General features: G+C 68.1%; 9 protein-coding genes and 5 pseudogenes. 9 read left to right on the forward strand and 5 right to left on the reverse strand.

Annotated features, from left to right (window positions below; all coding sequences use genetic code 11):
* Positions 1-18: 18 nt before the first annotated feature.
* From ACZK2V_RS03225 to ACZK2V_RS03235, 3 genes are all read right to left on the reverse strand, one after another.
* Positions 19-210, reverse strand: coding sequence for a YqaE/Pmp3 family membrane protein (locus ACZK2V_RS03225; protein WP_012510005.1), 192 nt, complete (start codon positions 208-210; stop codon positions 19-21).
* 19 nt (positions 211-229) lie between these two features.
* Positions 230-655 carry a DNA polymerase III subunit chi gene (locus ACZK2V_RS03230; protein WP_032128006.1) on the reverse strand — a complete coding sequence of 142 codons (426 nt, stop codon included), beginning with the start codon at positions 653-655 and terminating at the stop codon, positions 230-232.
* An 82-nt stretch (positions 656-737) separates the two neighbouring features.
* A complete protein-coding gene (locus ACZK2V_RS03235; RefSeq protein WP_049461827.1) occupies positions 738-2,216 on the reverse strand; it encodes a leucyl aminopeptidase in 1,479 nt (492 codons plus the stop codon).
* Between the two features lie 104 nt (positions 2,217-2,320).
* Here ACZK2V_RS03235 and lptF point away from each other — a divergent pair, with 104 nt between their 5' ends.
* Genes lptF through ACZK2V_RS03250 form a run of 3 tightly spaced genes read left to right on the forward strand, consistent with a single transcriptional unit; the run spans position 2,321 to position 5,433 of the window.
* Positions 2,321-3,403 (forward strand): LPS export ABC transporter permease LptF, encoded by a 1,083-nt coding sequence (gene lptF, locus ACZK2V_RS03240; protein WP_032128008.1) that lies wholly within the window; start codon positions 2,321-2,323, stop codon positions 3,401-3,403.
* On the forward strand, positions 3,400-4,506 hold the full coding sequence (lptG, locus tag ACZK2V_RS03245; protein WP_032128009.1) for an LPS export ABC transporter permease LptG: 1,107 nt from the start codon (positions 3,400-3,402) through the stop codon (positions 4,504-4,506). The genes lptF and lptG overlap by 4 nt, the downstream gene beginning before the upstream one ends.
* A gap of 54 nt (positions 4,507-4,560) precedes the next feature.
* The gene (locus ACZK2V_RS03250; RefSeq protein WP_049461828.1) at positions 4,561-5,433 is read left to right on the forward strand and encodes a hypothetical protein; all 873 of its coding nucleotides are present in this window, start codon (positions 4,561-4,563) and stop codon (positions 5,431-5,433) included.
* 54 nt (positions 5,434-5,487) lie between these two features.
* Here ACZK2V_RS03250 and ACZK2V_RS03255 read toward each other — a convergent pair whose 3' ends face one another.
* Positions 5,488-5,979: an RDD family protein gene (locus ACZK2V_RS03255; protein ID WP_049461829.1), complete on the reverse strand. Its 492-nt coding sequence runs from the start codon at positions 5,977-5,979 to the stop codon at positions 5,488-5,490.
* A 56-nt stretch (positions 5,980-6,035) separates the two neighbouring features.
* On the opposite strand from ACZK2V_RS03255, the pseudogene xerD reads away from it, so the two are divergent.
* Together xerD and ACZK2V_RS03265 are read left to right on the forward strand one after the other, a co-directional pair.
* Positions 6,036-7,009, forward strand: a pseudogene (xerD, locus tag ACZK2V_RS03260) (site-specific tyrosine recombinase XerD).
* Positions 7,010-7,109: 100 nt separating this feature from the next.
* Complete coding sequence (locus ACZK2V_RS03265; RefSeq protein WP_049461830.1) at positions 7,110-7,895, forward strand: DsbC family protein; 786 nt, start codon at positions 7,110-7,112, stop codon at positions 7,893-7,895.
* 60 nt (positions 7,896-7,955) lie between these two features.
* Here the strand turns inward: ACZK2V_RS03265 and ACZK2V_RS03270 are convergent, their stop codons facing one another.
* Positions 7,956-10,055: a glycosyl hydrolase family 18 protein gene (locus tag ACZK2V_RS03270; protein WP_049461831.1), complete on the reverse strand. Its 2,100-nt coding sequence runs from the start codon at positions 10,053-10,055 to the stop codon at positions 7,956-7,958.
* A gap of 816 nt (positions 10,056-10,871) precedes the next feature.
* Here ACZK2V_RS03270 and purL point away from each other — a divergent pair.
* The 4 pseudogenes from purL to ACZK2V_RS03290 all read left to right on the forward strand — a co-directional run.
* Positions 10,872-14,752 (forward strand): annotated as a pseudogene (gene purL / locus ACZK2V_RS03275) (phosphoribosylformylglycinamidine synthase).
* A gap of 438 nt (positions 14,753-15,190) precedes the next feature.
* A pseudogene (locus ACZK2V_RS03280) lies at positions 15,191-15,274 on the forward strand (ESPR domain-containing protein); the annotation flags it as partial.
* An 87-nt stretch (positions 15,275-15,361) separates the two neighbouring features.
* A pseudogene (locus ACZK2V_RS03285) lies at positions 15,362-15,487 on the forward strand (hypothetical protein); the annotation flags it as partial.
* 18 nt (positions 15,488-15,505) lie between these two features.
* Positions 15,506-15,673, forward strand: a pseudogene (locus ACZK2V_RS03290) (hypothetical protein); the annotation flags it as partial.
* Between the last annotated feature and the right edge of the window lie 272 nt (positions 15,674-15,945).

A 15,945-nucleotide genomic window follows, 5' to 3' on the forward strand; every position in this document is an offset into this window, starting at 1 on the left:
ATCAAGGCGGAAGGGAGATCAGCGCGGCCCGAGGGCGCGCCGGATCTTCTGGTCGGTGTGGTACTGGCTGACCGCGTAGGCGGCCCAGATGGCGGCGGGCAGCCAGCCGATCAGGGTGATCTGCAGGATCAGGCAGACAATGCCGGCAAACGGCCGGCCGATGGTGAAGAAGGACAGCCAGGGAAGAATCAGGGCGATCAACAGGCGCATCAAGGGGTCCTCGCTGGACTTACATGTCGTGCTTGTTCAGGTCGTAACCGGCGGTCTTGTACTGGCGCCAGCGTTCGCGCAGCGGTTCGCGCGCTTCCGGGTCGGCCGGAACCACTTCCAGCACGCGCTCGCACTCGCCCAGCCAGGGTTCATCGCGCAGGTTGATCACCAGCGGGCGCGCCGGTGCCTCGGTGCCCGGCACGGCGATCAGCACCAGGGCTTCTTCCTCGTCCATGTCCTCGCCGGCGATCTGGTGCGGGATGTAGGCATCGTTGTCGAACGCCCACAGCAGTTCGTCCAGCTCCTCGGCCTGGGCCTGGTCGCGGGCCAGCACCAGGGTGAACAACCCGGCGTCGTTGGCCTTGCGCGCCAGCTCGCAGACCAGGCGCAACGGCTCGGTCAGGAAGCGGGGCTTGGCGATCAGGTAGAAGTCGGCGCGGGGCATGGCAGGGTCCGGGTCAGGCAGGGGCCCGGCAGTGCCGGGCGAGGCCCTGGCCGGCGGGCGCCGGCCAGGGTCGGGTACGGCATCAGGCGCGGGCGGCCTGGTCCAGCAGCCACTGGCTCAGCAGGCCGACCGGGCGGCCGGTGGCCATGCCACGCTTGCCTTCATCGCTGGCCACGCCGGCGATGTCCAGGTGGGCCCAGCGCTGGCCTTCGGCGAAGCGCGACAGGAAGCAGCCAGCGGTGATCGCGCCGGCCCAGCGGCCGCCGATGTTGTAGACGTCGGCGAAGGTCGAATCCAGCATCGGCTGGTACTCGTCCCACAGCGGCAGGCGCCAGGCGCGGTCGAACACCTGCTCGCCGGCGGCCAGCAGCTCGTTGGCCAGGTCGTCGTGCTTGCTCATCAGGCCGGCGGTCTGGTGGCCGAGGGCGACCATGCAGGCACCGGTCAGGGTGGCGACGTCGACCAGCGCGGCCGGCTCGAAGCGCTGCGCGTAGGTCAGCGCGTCGCACAGGATCAGGCGGCCTTCGGCGTCGGTGTTGCCCACTTCGATGGTCTTGCCCGACATCGAGGTGATCACGTCGGACGGGCGGTAGGCGTTGCCATCGATGGCGTTTTCCACCGCCGGCACCACCACCACCAGGTTCAGCGGCAGCTTGGCCTTGACCGCAGCGACGAAGGTGCCGATGACGTTGGCGCCACCGCACATGTCGTACTTCATCTCTTCGATGCCGCCCTGGGTCTTCAGGTTGACGCCACCGGTATCGAAGGTGATGCCCTTGCCGACCAGCACGTACGGCTTGGCGTCGCCGCCATTGTTCCACTTCAGTACGACCAGGCGCGGGCGGTTGGCCGAACCACGGGCCACGGCCAGCAGCGAGCCCATGCCCAGCGCTTCCATCTGGTGCTCGTCGAGGATCTCGGCTTCGGCACCGTCGTGCTCGCCGGCGAACTTCACGCCGACCTCGGCCAGATGGGCCGGGGTGCAGTAGTTCGGCGGCAGGTTGCCCAGCTCGCGGGCGAACTCGACACCGGCGGCGATGGCCTGGCCCTGGGCCAGGGCCTGCGCGTCGTCACCGGCGATGGCCAGCTGGGCCAGGCCGGCGTCGTCGGCCTTCTTCTTGCCCAGGGTGGCGGTGTAGCGGTACGCGGCATGATCGGCGGCGATCACCGCCTGGCGGATCGCCCAAGCCGCGTCGCGGTCCTTCACCGCCACTTCGGACAGGGTGAACAGTGCGCTGCGGGCAGCACCGGCCTTCAGCGCGCGCACGGCGTCGCCGACGGCCTTCAGGTACTGCGGCACGCCGAAACGGGCGACTTCGCCGAGGCCGACCACCAGCACGCGCGGGGCGGTCACGCCCGGCAGGTCATGCAGCAGGGTGGTGGCGCCGGTCTTGCCGGACAGGTCGCCGCGCTGGGCCAGGGCGGCCAGGCGGCCACCGCTGGCGGCGTCCAGGGTCTGTGCGGCCGGGGTCAGGGTATGGTCGGCATACGCGCCAACCACCAGGCAATCGACGGTGGCGGCGGCCGGAGCAACGTGGTTCAGGGTGAATTCGAGGGCCATTGAGCAGATTCCATTGGCGAGTCCGTACAATCGCAGGCCGTTTACGCCCAGACAGTAGACTGGGCGGCACCGCGAACGAACCCCAGAGTTTAAACCACCGCCCCATGCTGAAGCTCGACCGATACCTGCTGGGCGATTTCGTCCAGAGTTTCCTGGCTACCCTGATCGTCCTGCTGGTGGTCAGCGTGGGCGGCGTGCTGGTGGACATCCTCGGCAACATCGCCGACGGGCGCCTGCCGGCCAAGCTGCTGTTCTCGCAGCTGGGCCTGCAGTTCATCGCCTACCTGCCGCTGATCCTGCCGCTGGCGCTGATGCTGGGCCTGCTGCTGGCCATCGCGCGCCTGTACCGCGACTCGGAAATGGCAGTGATCACCGCCATTGGTGTCGGCCCCAAGCGACTGCTGCGGCCACTGCTGATGCTGGTGGTGCCGGTGGTGGCCCTGGTGGGCGCCTGCTCGCTGTGGCTGGGCCCGTGGGCCGGCCGGGTGGCCGAGCAGATGATCATCGAGGCCAACCGCAGCGTGCTGATGGCCGGTCTGGAGCCGGGCCGCTTCACCCCCCTGCCCAACGGCGGCGTGGTCTACCTGTCCTCGATCTCGCCCGATGGCACCCAGCTGGGCAAGGTGTTCCTGCAGCGCCAGAAGGATGACCGCCTGGAGGTGGTGTCGGCCAATGGCGGCCGCATGTTCTTCGAAGGTACCCGCCAGCGCTTCCTGGAGCTGGATGACGGCCACCAGGTGGAAGGGCCGGTGGCCGGTGGCCTGGACTACCGCCTGGCGACCTTCGCCCGCAATGACGTGGCCCTGCCCGATGGCGCGCAGACCCGCACCGAGGATGACCCGGAACTGATGCCGACCCTGCAGCTGATCGGCGATGAGCGTCCGCAGGCGCAGGCGCAGCTGCACCGCCGCCTGGCGCCGCCGCTGATCGCGCTGGCGTTCGCCCTGCTGACCGTGCCGCTGGGCCGCAGCTCGCCGCGCCAGCAGCGCTACGGCCGCATGATGCTGGCGCTGATGGCCTACATGGTCGGTACCAATCTGATGTTCATCGGCAGCGGCTGGATCGCCAACGGCAAGATCCCCCCAGCGCTCGGCCTGTGGTGGTTGACCCTGCCGTTGCTGGCGCTGGCAATCTGGATGTATGCACGTGATGGCCGCCTGGGCCGCCCGAAGGGAGCCCGCGCATGAGGCTGCGCCCGATGCGTTTCGACCTGTACCTGGGCCGGTCGGTGTTCACCACGGTGCTGCTGACCTGGGCCGTGCTGGTCGGCCTGGACGTGGTGATGGCGTTCTCCGGCGAGTTCAAGGACATCGGCAAGAATGGCTACACGCTGGGCCATGCCGCCGCCTGGGTGCTGTACACGGTGCCACGCCGCGCCTACACCATGTTCCCCACCGCCGCGGTGATCGGTGCACTGATGGGCCTGGGCCAGCTGGCGGCGACCTCGGAGCTGACCGCGCTGCGAGCGCTGGGCCTGTCGCGCAAGCGCCTGAGCGTTTCGGTGGCGATCGCGCTGTCGCTGCTGACCGCGGTGATGGTGTTCAGCGCGGAGACCCTGGGCCCCTGGGGCCAGGACCGCGCCGATGCGTTGAAGTCCAGCGCCAAGTGGGGGCGGGATATCGCCACCAGCCGCTACTCGGGCCTGTGGGCACGCGAGGGCGATACCTTCCTCAACGCGCAGAGCGGCGAGGAGCAGCTGGTCGGCGACAAGGGCACGCGCCTGATCCTGCGAGACGTGCGCCTGTACCGCATCGCCGAGAACGGGGGCATCGCCTCATTGACCCATGCCGACACCGCCGAGCATGACAAGGATGGCTGGGTGCTGACAGGGGTACGTCGCGATACCTTCGGCGAGCGCTCGGCGACCCGCCAGGAAATCGCGCGCGAACCGTGGAATTCGAAGCTGGATGCGGCCGCATTGGCCACCGGCATCGCCAAGCCGCGCAACCTCAGCCTCGCCGAACTGAGCACCAGCATCACCTACCGGCAGCGCAACGGGCTGGACGCGCGTGACTTCGAGGACGTGTACTGGAGCCGCTGGTTCTACCCGTTGAACGTGCTGGCGCTGTGCCTGGCGGCGGTGCCGTTCGCGTTCGGCTCGCTGCGCAGCGGCGGCATGGGCAAGCGCCTGTTCCTGGGCATCCTGTTCGCGCTGGGCTTCTGGCTGCTGCAGCTGTTCTTCGGGCGCATGGCCGGCGCGCTGAAGTTCGATTACCGCATTGCCTATGCGCTGCCACCGATCGTGATGCTGGCAGTGTCCGGATTGCTGTTCCGGCGCAAATCAGGTTGATTCCCAGGGAGCCGGGCAAGGCCCGGCTGTTTCCGTTTCACTTCAAGGACGAACATGAGCTTCCAACGCTTTCTGCCGTACATCGCGGCCGTGCTGCTTTCTGCCGGCTGCAGCCGGTCCACCGTCGACTTCGAGATCGACAACCCGACGGATGCACCGCTGACCTTGTCGGTCGACCAGCAGGTGCATACCCTGCCGCCGCACACCTCCATGCCCCTGGTCCTGGAGCCGGGCCAGTACCGGCTGCAGAGCGAGAAGATCGGCAGCGTACGCATGGTTGTCTACGCCGACGGGATCGGCGGGCTGATCAACCCGGCCATGGCCGAGTACGTGATCGTCACCGAGCAGTACGTCACCAGCAAAACCAATACCGGCAACCTGGCGTCGAAGATCGAACTGAACGATGTGGAGATCGAGGGTCCCTACGTGAAGGCGACCGGCTTCTTCATTCCGCGCCGTTGGGACGCAGGACTGAAGGGCGAACTGCCTGACACGGTGGTCTCCAGCAGCCCGGATACCTCGTCCGACTACCGGACCAAGCTCTACAACGTGCCTGGCTTCTTCGAATACCTGGATGCCGGGGACGAGCTGAAGGAGGCTTTCGGGCCGGATGGCTACCGGCCGCCGGCAGCATCGGTGGCTTTCACTGCCGCCCAGCTGCCGCCGCTTCCGGCGGCCTATGAGGCCCAGGGCAAACCGATGCGCGAGCTGTACGCGCAGTACCTTGCCGCAACCGATGCAGGCGAGCAGAAGCGCCTGAAGAAGGCCAGCCTGAAACTGTGGCAGGAGTTCGTGAAGACCCGTGCGCAGTTGAGCGGACAGTCGCCGGCGGCTGACGATGTGCAGGCCAATGCGTTTGCGTCCGCCTTTTTCGACCTCTGGACGCAGCCGGCGGTGATCCTGCCGGATCCGGCACCTGCTGGCTGATCGCTGCGTTGATCGTGTGGAGCCGAGCCCATGCTCGGCTCTACACGTGGTGCATCACCGCTTCGGCATGCGCATCAGGCGGGTGCCGCTGGCGCGGTCGTGCCAGGTCAGGCGGTCGCGGTCGACCCATGCCCACCAGAACCCCAGTCCACCCAGCAGCAGCGACAGTGAGCCCACCGCGAAGCGCAGCCACAGTTGGCCGCGCCGCAGCGGCGTGCCATCGCTCGATTGCAGTTTCAGCCGCCACGGTCGCATGCCCAGCGTCTGTCCGCCACGGCGCCAGCTGGCCGTGGCGTACCACCCCGTGATTCCCCAGCACACCGCCCACAGCAGCCATTGCCAGGCACTGAACGGTGCGATGTTCTCGCGCTGCGCGTGGCCGCTGAAGGTGTAGGCGAGGGTGAACAGCGTGCCGGCCAGCATCCACAGCGCCAGCACCGGCAGTGCGTCGTAGACCATCGCCAGCACGCGCCAGGCCAACAAGGCACGTGGGCGGGGCATTTCGGTAGCGGCCGCAGGGGCCGTGTCGGTGGCGGGGCGGGACATGCGCCGAGCATACGCAAAGCTGGCCGCGTCCGCAGTGGCCCTCGTATCCTGCACCCATGGCCCTTGTTTCCACCCCCGCCGAACGCCGCCAGCTGGTGCAGCAACTGCCCGAGCTGCGCGCCGACGACAGCGCGCATCCAGCGCTTCCTCGATGCGATCTGGGCCGAGAACGGCCTGGCCCGCGCCACCCTCGACAGCTACCGGCGCGACCTGGAAGGGCTGGCGCGCTGGATGGATGGACGCGACGGTGGCCTGGCCGGCATCGAGCGCCCGGGGTTGTTCGATTACCTGGCCTGGCGCACCCGGCATGGCTGGTCACCGCGCAGCAATGCGCGCCTGCTGTCGGCGCTGCGCGCGTTCTTCGCCGATGGCGTGCGCCGTGGTGAACGCAGCGAGGACCCCAGTGCCCTGCTGGACCCGCCGAAGCTGCCGCGGCTGTTGCCGAAGGCGTTGGCCGAAAGCCAGATCGACGCACTGCTGGCGGCGCCGGACATCGACAGTCCGCTGGGCCTGCGCGACCGTGCCATGCTGGAGCTGATGTATGCGGCCGGCCTGCGCGTGAGCGAGCTGGTGCTGCTACCGGCCACGGCAGTCAACCTGCGCCAGGGCGTGCTGAGGGTCACGGGCAAGGGCAGCAAGGAGCGGCTGGTGCCGCTGGGCGAGGAATCGCAGCACTGGCTGGAGCGCTATCTGCAGGCGTCGCGCCCGCAGCTGGTCGGCAAGGGCAAGGTGCAGGCGCTGGCCGATGGGCAGACCCCATTGTTTGTCGAGCCGACGCTGCATGCGCTGACCCGCCAGGCGTTCTGGCATCTGGTCAAGCGCCACGCGCAGGTGGCCGGTATCGATCCGGTGCGGATCAGCCCGCATGGCCTGCGCCACAGCTTCGCCACGCATCTGCTCAACCGCGGCGCCGACCTGCGCGCTGCAGATGCTGCTCGGCCACAGCTCGCTGTCGACCACCCAGATCTACACCCTGGTGGCCCGCGAACACCTGCAGAAGCTGCACGCGCGCCACCATCCGCGCGGCTGAGCAGCGGCCTGAACCCCGGCCTCGGACGGTGGGCGGTGTCGCGGCCCGGTAGCGGCGGCTGTGTCAGAATCCGGGGTCTTCTTCTGTCGCGGACCGCTCCATGCTCCGATTTGCCATCGCCGCCGTGTTCGGTGCGCTCAGCCTGACCGCCTGCGCCCAGCCGGCTCCGCCGGCCGCCAAGGCACCCGCCGCGGCCGCGGCCAAGGCCGTCCCGGCCGCCAACGCTTCGGCCGACCAGGCCGTACGCGCCGTGCTGACCGCCCTGAATCCCGGCTTCCAGGTGGACTACATCGGCGCTGCGCCGTTCCCCGGCTTCCGCGAGGTCGTGGTCTCCGGCCAGTTGCTGTACGTGTCCGACGATGGCCGCTACCTGTTCCAGTCGCAGCCCTACGACACGCGTGCCAAGGGCCCGGCCAACAGCGAAGGCCTGCTCGGCTACCGCCGCGATCTGCTGGCCAAGGCCAACCACGGCGACCGCATCGTATTCGCTGCGCCCAACGCCAAGTACACCATCAGCGTGTTCACCGACATCGAGTGCGGCTACTGCCGCAAGCTGCATCAGGACATCGCGGAGCTCAACCGCAACGGCATCTCGGTCGAGTACCTGGCATTCCCGCGCATGGGCCTGGGCAGCAAGGACTACACCGACATGATTTCGGTCTGGTGTGCAGCGGATCGCCGCCAGGCCCTGACCAACGCCAAGCGCGGTGGCAGTGTGCCGGCCAAGAACTGCACCAACCCGGTGGCGATGCAGTACGCGCTGGGCCAGCAGTTGGGCGTGAACGGCACGCCGGCGATCTTCGCGCCGGATGGCACCCAGCTGGGCGGTTACCTGCCGCCGGCGCAGCTGCGTGCGGCGCTGGAAAAGCTGTCGGCCAAGCGCTGATCGCCGCCGACCTCTACAGGTGGGAGGCCGGGGATGCGTGCCGCATCCCCGGCTTTTTTCTTACTTCAGGCCATCACTGACCGCCTTGGTCAGCGTGCCCTGTGCATCGTCACCACTGAACTCCCAGACGAACGCGCCGCCCAGGCCCTGGGTCTTCACGTAACCCATCTTGCGGGTGATGTTGGCCGGGGTGTCGAAGCTCCACAGCGTGCTGCCGTTGTAGATCCAGGTGGCACCGGCGGTGTTGTCGGTGTAGCTCGGCCACGCCAGGTTCTTCAGCACCTTCCAGTCCTCGATGCCGGCTTCATACGTGCCCGGGGCAGCGCCGGTCGCGGTCTGGTACAGGCCGTTGTTGGCGTTGGCCACACCGGTCCAGCCACGCCCGTAGTAGCCGATGCCCAGGTTGAGCTTGGCGGCAGGCACGCCACGGCTGATGAAGGCCTCGATGGCGTCGTTGCTGTTGTAGAGCTTCTGGTCGCCGGTGGACGGATCATTCGGCGAATCGAACAGCGCCGACTGGTGATTGGTCTTCGCATCCCACGCGCCGTGGAAGTCGTAGGTCATCACGTTGATGTAGTCCAGGTACGGGTGGTACGCGGCCGGATCGGTGACGCGGATCTTGTCGATGCCGGCACCCACCGCCACCGTCAGCAGCAGGCCCGGACGCACCGCATCGAGCTGGCGGCGGAACTCGGCCATCAGCGCGGTGAAGTTGGCGTTGTCCTCCGGCTTGCCGCATTCGATGCCACACGCCACCGGGTATTCCCAGTCGACGTCGATGCCGTCGAACACACCCAGTGCGGCACCGGCGCCACCGGCACCGTCGGTCACCGGCAGGTTGCCCTTGATGTAGGCGTCGATGCACGAGGCGACGAAGGCCTGGCGGTTTTCCGGGCGCGCCGCGCTGGAGAAACCACGCGACCAGGTCCAGCCACCCAGCGAGATCAGCACCTTCATGCCCGGGTACTTGGCCTTGAGCTGCTTGAGCTGGTTCCAGTTGCCACGCAACGGCTGGTCCCAAGTATCGGCACTGCCGCTGACGCTCTCGGCGGCACTGAAGGCCTTGGTGTAGTCGGCGAAGGCATCGCCACCGGCACCGCTGTTCGGATCCGACGGCTGGGTGATGCCCACTTCGCAACGGTTGTTGCGCACGTTGCCGAACGCGTAGTTGATGTGGGTCAGGCGTGCGGCCGAGCCACTGCTGTCGATGTTCTTGACCCGGTAATTGCGGCCGTAGATGCCCCACTGGGTGAAGTAACCGATCACCCGCTTGCCGGTGGTGCCGCCGTCGCCGGCCAGCGTAGTGGCGCTGATCTCGGTGCCCTGGGCCGAGGCGTTGCCGGCGTTGTCGCGGGCACGAACCCGGTAGCGGTAGGTGGTGGAGGCAGTCAGCCCGCCATCGATGTAGCTGGCGCTGGACGGTGAACCGACCAGGCTGCCGTTGCGGTACACGTCGTAGCCGGCCACGCCGCTGCCACCGGTGTTGTCGGTGGACGGGCTCCAGCTGAGCGCGATGCTGTTGGCGGTGCGGGTGCCGACCGCCAGCCCGCCCGGCACGCTCGGTGCGGTGGTATCGCCACCGGCGGCATTGACGGTGATGGTGATGGTCGCGGTGCTGGTGGTGGCGTTGTTGTTGTCGGTCGCGACTGCACGCAGGGTGTGGCTGCCGGCGCTGGCATTGGCCCAGCTGGCCGCGTACGGCGCACTGGTGGCCACGCCCAGCGTGCTGCCATCGCGGAAGAACTCGACCTTGGCGACGCTGCCGTCCGGATCACTGGCGTTGGCGGTCACGTTGACCGTGCTGCCGGCGCTGAAGGTGGCGCCGTTGGCCGGCGAGGTCAGGCTGACCACCGGCGGCTGGTTGCTGCCGCTGCCATCGCAGGCACCGAGGTTGGTGTAGTAGGGCGCACCGGCCGGATGGTCCGGCGGCGCGTTCCAGATGTCCTGGTTCGCCCGATAGAGGACGCCTCCTTTCTGCAGGGTATCGCCGGCCCGGTAGATCTTGGCCTGGTCCCACTGGGCCACGCCGGCACAGCTGGCGGCCTGCGCCAGGCCGGGCAGGGCGGCGGTACCGGCGGCCAGGGCAAGCAGCCAGGCCAGGCGGCGGGGACGACAGCTTCGGGTCGAACGTTCGGCACTGCGCACAATCGGGTCGTACATGGGTAAGTCTCCGATCAAAGGGCGCGCGGGCCCCGATGGCGCCGCGCGTGACGCAGGTCCGGGCGTCGCCCGGGAAGGCGACGGAGGGGGCGGACGGAGGTACCTGGGAGGCCGGGGAGAGAGTCCGGCACCAGGTAGGGACAACGTTGTCATCAATCGTGTGGTCAATCCGTGAGCGAGTGCATGGTTCGGGGATTTGGCGGAGAGCGGCGCTGGTGCGCGGTCGGCGGCCATCGGCGGAGCCCCCTCGTGGCTGGGGCTTTCCGCGAACAGCGGATTTCTGGGGGGTGGCCGTGCGGGTGGGCTGCGCAGGGGACGCCGTGAATCCATCCCTGGAGGCTCGGGCGCGCCATCCATGGCGCTTACGCCCCTGCGCAGCCCACCCGCCCGGCCACGGACAGGTTCCTGCGCGGCCAGCCACGGAAGACAGAACAAAAAATCAAAAGCAGAAGCCGATCGCTTCGCTCTTCAATGCCTGACTTCTGAGATTTCCCTGGTTGCCGGCCAGCGGCCGGCATTACCGGGGAGCATCCACGCATGGCGTGGATCTACTGCAGATCTCGGAAATCTGTCGAAGGCGGGGTGGGTCCGGTTGCGGGGGCGTGAGCCGCATGGATGCGGCGATCGAGCCTCCATGGACGGATTCACGGCGTCCCCCGCAACCGGACCCACCCCGCCATCCCACGGGAACCCCGCTTTTGCTTTGGCAGTTGCCGTTGCCTTGGCCTCGGCGGGTGCCGGGCGCCGCCCGGCCAAAGCCCTTCCCCCGCTTCCGGTACAATGTCGGGCCCGTTTCCCAACTACGGTTCCCCGGACATGATGGTCCTCGAGGGCGCGCCCGCCCTGTCGCCGTTCCGCCGCGAACGTCTTGAATCCCGCCTGCAGTCCATCGCTCCCTCCCTGCGTATCAGCGGTGCCTGGCACGTCTACTTCGTGCAGCCCGAAGGCAGCGCCGCCCCCGACCTGACCACCCTGTGCCGCATCCTCGAAGCCGCGCCGCAGGCCGAGGCCGTGGCCGACGGCGCGGTCAGCCGCATCGTGGTGCCGCGCCTGGGCACGCTGTCGCCGTGGTCGAGCAAGGCCACCGAACTGGTCCGTGGTGCCGGGCAGCCGGTCAGCCGGGTCGAGCGTGGCCTGCGCATCGACGTGCAGGGGTGGCCGGCCGATGCCGCCGCCCAGCAGGCGCTGGTCAAGGCGCTGCACGACCCGATGACGCAGTCGGTGCTGGAGACCGTGGAACAGGGCCAGGCGCTGTTCTCGGCGCCGGCCCGCGGTGAACTGGAACGCGTGCCGGTGGACCAGCTGGAGGCTGCCAACCAGCGCCTCGGCCTGGCCATGGCCCAGGACGAGATCGACTACCTGCGCGAACGCTTCACCGCGCTCGGCCGCGCGCCGTCCGACGTCGAGCTGATGATGTTCGCGCAGGCCAACTCCGAGCACTGCCGGCACAAGATCTTCAACGCCAGCTGGACCATCGACGGCCAGGAGCAGGACCGCTCGCTGTTCCGGATGATCAAGAACACCCACCAGCAGACCCCGCAGCACACGCTCAGCGCGTACAGCGACAACGCCGCGGTGATCGAAGGCCATCCGGCGTCGCGTTACCGCCCGGATCCGGCCAGCGGCGAATACCGCCGCGAGCCGCAGGTGCCCAGCGCGTTCCAGATCAAGGTGGAAACGCATAACCATCCGACCGCGATCGCGCCGTTCCCGGGTGCCTCGACCGGCAACGGTGGCGAGATCCGCGACGAAGGCGCGACCGGCCGCGGCGGCAAGCCGAAGGCGGGCCTGTCCGGGTTCTCGGTCTCGCACCTGCGCATTCCGGAGCTGCCGCAGCCGTGGGAAGCGCCGCGCGCGCTGAACCCGCGCATGGCACCGGCGCTGGAAATCATGACCGACGGCCCGCTTGGCGGCGCTGCGTTCAACAACGAGTTCGGCCGCCCGAACCTGCTCGGCTACTTCCGCAGCTTCGAGCTGCCGGAAGGCGCCGATCTGGTGCGCGCGTACGACAAGCCGATCATGCTGGCCGGTGGCCTCGGCGCGATCGACCGCGTGCAGGTCGACAAGATCCAGCTGCAGGCCGGTGATGCGGTCATTGTGCTCGGCGGTCCGGCGATGCTGATCGGCCTGGGCGGCGGTGCCGCCAGTTCGGTGGCCTCCGGCGAGAGCGCCGAGGACCTGGACTTCGCCAGCGTGCAGCGCGACAACCCGGAAATGGAACGCCGCTGCCAGGAGGTCATCGACCGCTGCGTGGCGATGGGCGCCAACAACCCGATCAAATTCTTCCACGACGTTGGTGCCGGTGGCCTGTCCAATGCCATCCCCGAACTGCTGCACGACTCCAAGGTCGGCGGTGTCATCGACCTGGGCAAGGTGCCCACCGATGATCCGTCGCTGTCGCCGATGCAGCTGTGGTGCAACGAGTCGCAGGAACGCTACGTGCTGGGCGTGGCCCAGGAGCGCCTGGCCGAGTTCGCCGCACTGTGTGCCCGCGAGCGCTGCCCGTTCGCCGCGGTTGGCGTGGCGACTGCCGAGGAACACCTGGTGGTGGCCTACGGTGCGGTGCCGGGCCACACCCCGGCCGATGCGCCGATCGACCTGCCGATGGATGTGCTGTTCGGCAAGCCGCCGAAGATGCACCGCGACACCGCGCATCCGTCGGCCCCGCGCTGGCCGGCGCTGAAGACCGGCGGCCTGGACCTGCAGGAAGCCGGCCTTCGCGTGCTCGCGCACCCGACGGTGGCGTCAAAGAATTTCCTGGTCACCATCGGTGACCGCAGCGTCGGTGGCCTGACCGCACGCGAACAGATGGTCGGCCCGTGGCAGCTGCCGGTGGCCGACGTGGCGATCACCCTGGCCGACTTCGAAGGCGTGTCCGGTGAAGCGATGTCGATCGGCGAGCGCACCCCGCTGGCCCTGCTCGACGCCGCTGCTTCGGCACGCATGGCGGTGGGCGAAGCGTTGACCAACCTGTGCGCGGCCCCGGTCGATGCGCTGGATGAGATCAAGCTGTCGGCGAACTGGATGGCCGCGGCCGGCCACCCGGGCGAAGACGCGCTGCTGTACGACGCAGTGAAGGCGGTGGGCATGGAACTGTGCCCGCAGCTGGACATCAGCATCCCGGTGGGCAAGGACTCGCTGTCGATGCAGGCGCAGTGGCACGACCAGGGCGAAGCGCACAAGAGCGTGTCGCCGGTGTCACTGGTGATCTCGGCGTTTGCGCCGGTGGCCGACGTGCGCCAGCAGCTGACGCCGCTGCTCGACCGCGACGTGGAAAGCGAGCTGTGGCTGATCGGCCTGGGCGCCGGCAAGCAGCGCCTGGGCGGTTCGATCCTGGCCCAGGTGCATGCCGACCACGGCGAACTGCCGGCTTTCGCCGGTGCCGCTCCGGACCTGGACGACCCGCAGCGCCTGCGTGGCTTCTTCGAACTGATCCGCGATGCGCGCCAGTCCGGGCTGCTGCTGGCCTACCACGACCGCAGCGACGGCGGTGCCTTCGCTGCGCTGTGCGAAATGGCCTTCACCTCGCGCCTGGGCCTGGACATCACCCTCGATGCCTGGGGCGATGATCCGTTCCGCAGCCTGTTCAATGAAGAACTGGGTGCGGTGGTGCAGATCGCGCGAAGACCGTGCTGCGTTCGCCGATCTGGTCGAACGCCACGCACTGACCGAATGCGCACAGCGCATCGCCAAGCCGACCACCGCGCCGGTGGTGCGCGTGTCGCTGGGCGGCGAGAACCTGGCCGAGTGGCGCTGGGACGCGCTGTTCGACGCCTGGTGGTCGGTCACCCACGCGATGCAGAAGCGCCGCGACAACCCGGCCAACGCCGACGCCGAGCGCGAGATTGCGCGTTCCTTCACGGCGCCGGGCCTGAAGCCCAAGCTCAGCTTCGACCTCAACGAAGACGTGGCGGCGCCGTTCATCAGCACCGGTGCGCGCCCGCGCGTGGCCGTGCTGCGCGAGCAGGGCGTGAACGGCCAGATTGAAATGGCCAACGCCTTCGAACGTGCCGGCTTCCGCGCGTTCGACGTGCATATGAGCGACCTGATCGAAGGCCGCGTGGCCCTGCAGGACTTCACCGGCCTGGTCGCCTGTGGTGGCTTCAGCTACGGCGACGTGCTCGGTGCCGGCCGTGGCTGGGCCACCTCGATCCTGGAGCGCAGTGCGCTGCGTGATGCCTTCGCCGCATTCTTCGCGCGCGAGGACAGCTTCGCGCTGGGCGTGTGCAATGGCTGCCAGATGATGAGCCAGCTGAAGGGCATCATTCCGGGGGCCGAGCACTGGCCGCAGTTCCGCCGCAACGCCAGCGAGCAGTTCGAAGCCCGTACCGCGCTGCTGGAGGTGGTGGAATCGCCGTCGATCCTGCTGCGTGGCATGGCCGGATCACGCCTGCAGGTGGCGGTGGCGCATGGTGAAGGCCAGGCGGTGTTCGACAACGCCGTTGACCAGGCCGCCGCACGCGTCTCGCTGCGCTACATCGACGGCAATGGCAACGTCGCCAGCCAGTACCCGCTGAACCCGAACGGTTCGCCGGACGGCATCACCGGCCTGACCAGCAGTGACGGCCGCGTCACCATCATGATGCCGCACCCGGAACGCACCCCGCGCGCTCAACCTGAGCTGGGCTCCGACCGAGTGGCAGGGTGACTCGCCGTGGATGCGCATGTTCCGCAACGCGCGGGTGTGGTGCGGCTGATCGCACTGCATCGCGCAGGCCTCAATGCCATCGCGTATGGAAAAACCCGCCGTTGATCGGCGGGTTTTTCTTTGCGCGCTTGAAACTCCAGTCGCGACCGCTAGTTACATGCATTTTCATGCGTCGAGGAATCGTCACGCATGTATAACAAAATACTTTCATAAACACGTGAAATAGTGATGTGCTTCACGGCAATAGGATTTGCTGTGTCAAAGTCTTGACGATCTGCAAAGTTGCCGTTAACACTTGAGCCCCGTTTCAGAATCATTCATTTCGCAGTAACCGCTTGGCGCACGCGCTCGGTTTTCTGTCGCTGCGCGCCGTTCGGCAATACCCCGCAGTAAATCACGCGAATAAACGCCCCCAGGGGACGTTGGGCCGGAAAGCCCAGCGGTGGCGTTGCTTTGCCCAAAACCAGTCCAATCAGGAGCCGTACCGATGAATCGGATTTATCGCAAGGTCTGGAACAAAGCATTGGGTCAGTTGGTGGTGGCCTCGGAACTGGCCTCCTCCGACAGCGGCGGCGGGGTCGTCGACCAGCGCCGCGATGCGACACAGGCCACGCCCGCACTGTTGGCAGTGGCACTGGGCCTGGCAATGGGGTTGGGCATGAGCGGCAGCGCCGCAGCACAGTCGGTGCAGATCGGCGGCAGCGCCACCTGCGTTGCATTCAGCGGCAAGCTGCTCGAAAAGTGCCTGATCGAAGGCTCGGCCACGGCCAAGGGCAGCAACGCGGTGGCGATCGGCAGCAACAGCAATGCCAGTGCCGCCAACAGCGTTGCGCTGGGCGCTGGCTCCAAGGCCACGCGGGCCAACACCGTGTCCGTCGGCGATGCCGGCAAGGAACGGCAGATCGCCAACGTTGCGGCGGGCACCCAGGCGACCGATGCGGTGAACAAGGCGCAGTTGGACGCGCAGGCGCGCCACCCAGGCTGCGCTGGCCGACGTTGCCGCAGATGGCAACCGCTATTTCAAGGCCGATGGCGCAGGCGATGACAGCGACGCGGCGAAGATCGACGGGCAGGGCGCAGTCGCGGCCGGTGCCGGCGCGCAGTCGCTGGCCAATGCCACCACTGCCATCGGTACCCAGGCCATTGCCGCGGGCCTGGGCGCAAGCGCGTTCGGCCAGGGCGCCTTGGCAATCGGCGATGCCAGCGTGGTGGTCGGGCAGAGCGCTGCGGCCTTCGGTCTTG

The sequence above is a fragment of the Stenotrophomonas sp. 93052_Sma genome, from assembly GCF_056481145.1.

Bases quoted from the DNA above. Each gene is read 5' to 3' on its own strand.
- ACZK2V_RS03225 (WP_012510005.1), bottom strand. From the start codon at position 210: ATGCGCCTGTTGATCGCCCTGATTCTTCCCTGGCTGTCCTTCTTCACC.
- ACZK2V_RS03265 (WP_049461830.1), top strand. From the start codon at position 7,110: ATGCTCCGATTTGCCATCGCCGCCGTGTTCGGTGCGCTCAGCCTGACC.
- lptG (WP_032128009.1), top strand. From the start codon at position 3,400: ATGAGGCTGCGCCCGATGCGTTTCGACCTGTACCTGGGCCGGTCGGTG.
- ACZK2V_RS03235 (WP_049461827.1), bottom strand. From the start codon at position 2,216: ATGGCCCTCGAATTCACCCTGAACCACGTTGCTCCGGCCGCCGCCACC.
- ACZK2V_RS03255 (WP_049461829.1), bottom strand. From the start codon at position 5,979: ATGTCCCGCCCCGCCACCGACACGGCCCCTGCGGCCGCTACCGAAATG.
- ACZK2V_RS03230 (WP_032128006.1), bottom strand. From the start codon at position 655: ATGCCCCGCGCCGACTTCTACCTGATCGCCAAGCCCCGCTTCCTGACC.
- ACZK2V_RS03250 (WP_049461828.1), top strand. From the start codon at position 4,561: ATGAGCTTCCAACGCTTTCTGCCGTACATCGCGGCCGTGCTGCTTTCT.
- ACZK2V_RS03270 (WP_049461831.1), bottom strand. From the start codon at position 10,055: ATGTACGACCCGATTGTGCGCAGTGCCGAACGTTCGACCCGAAGCTGT.
- lptF (WP_032128008.1), top strand. From the start codon at position 2,321: ATGCTGAAGCTCGACCGATACCTGCTGGGCGATTTCGTCCAGAGTTTC.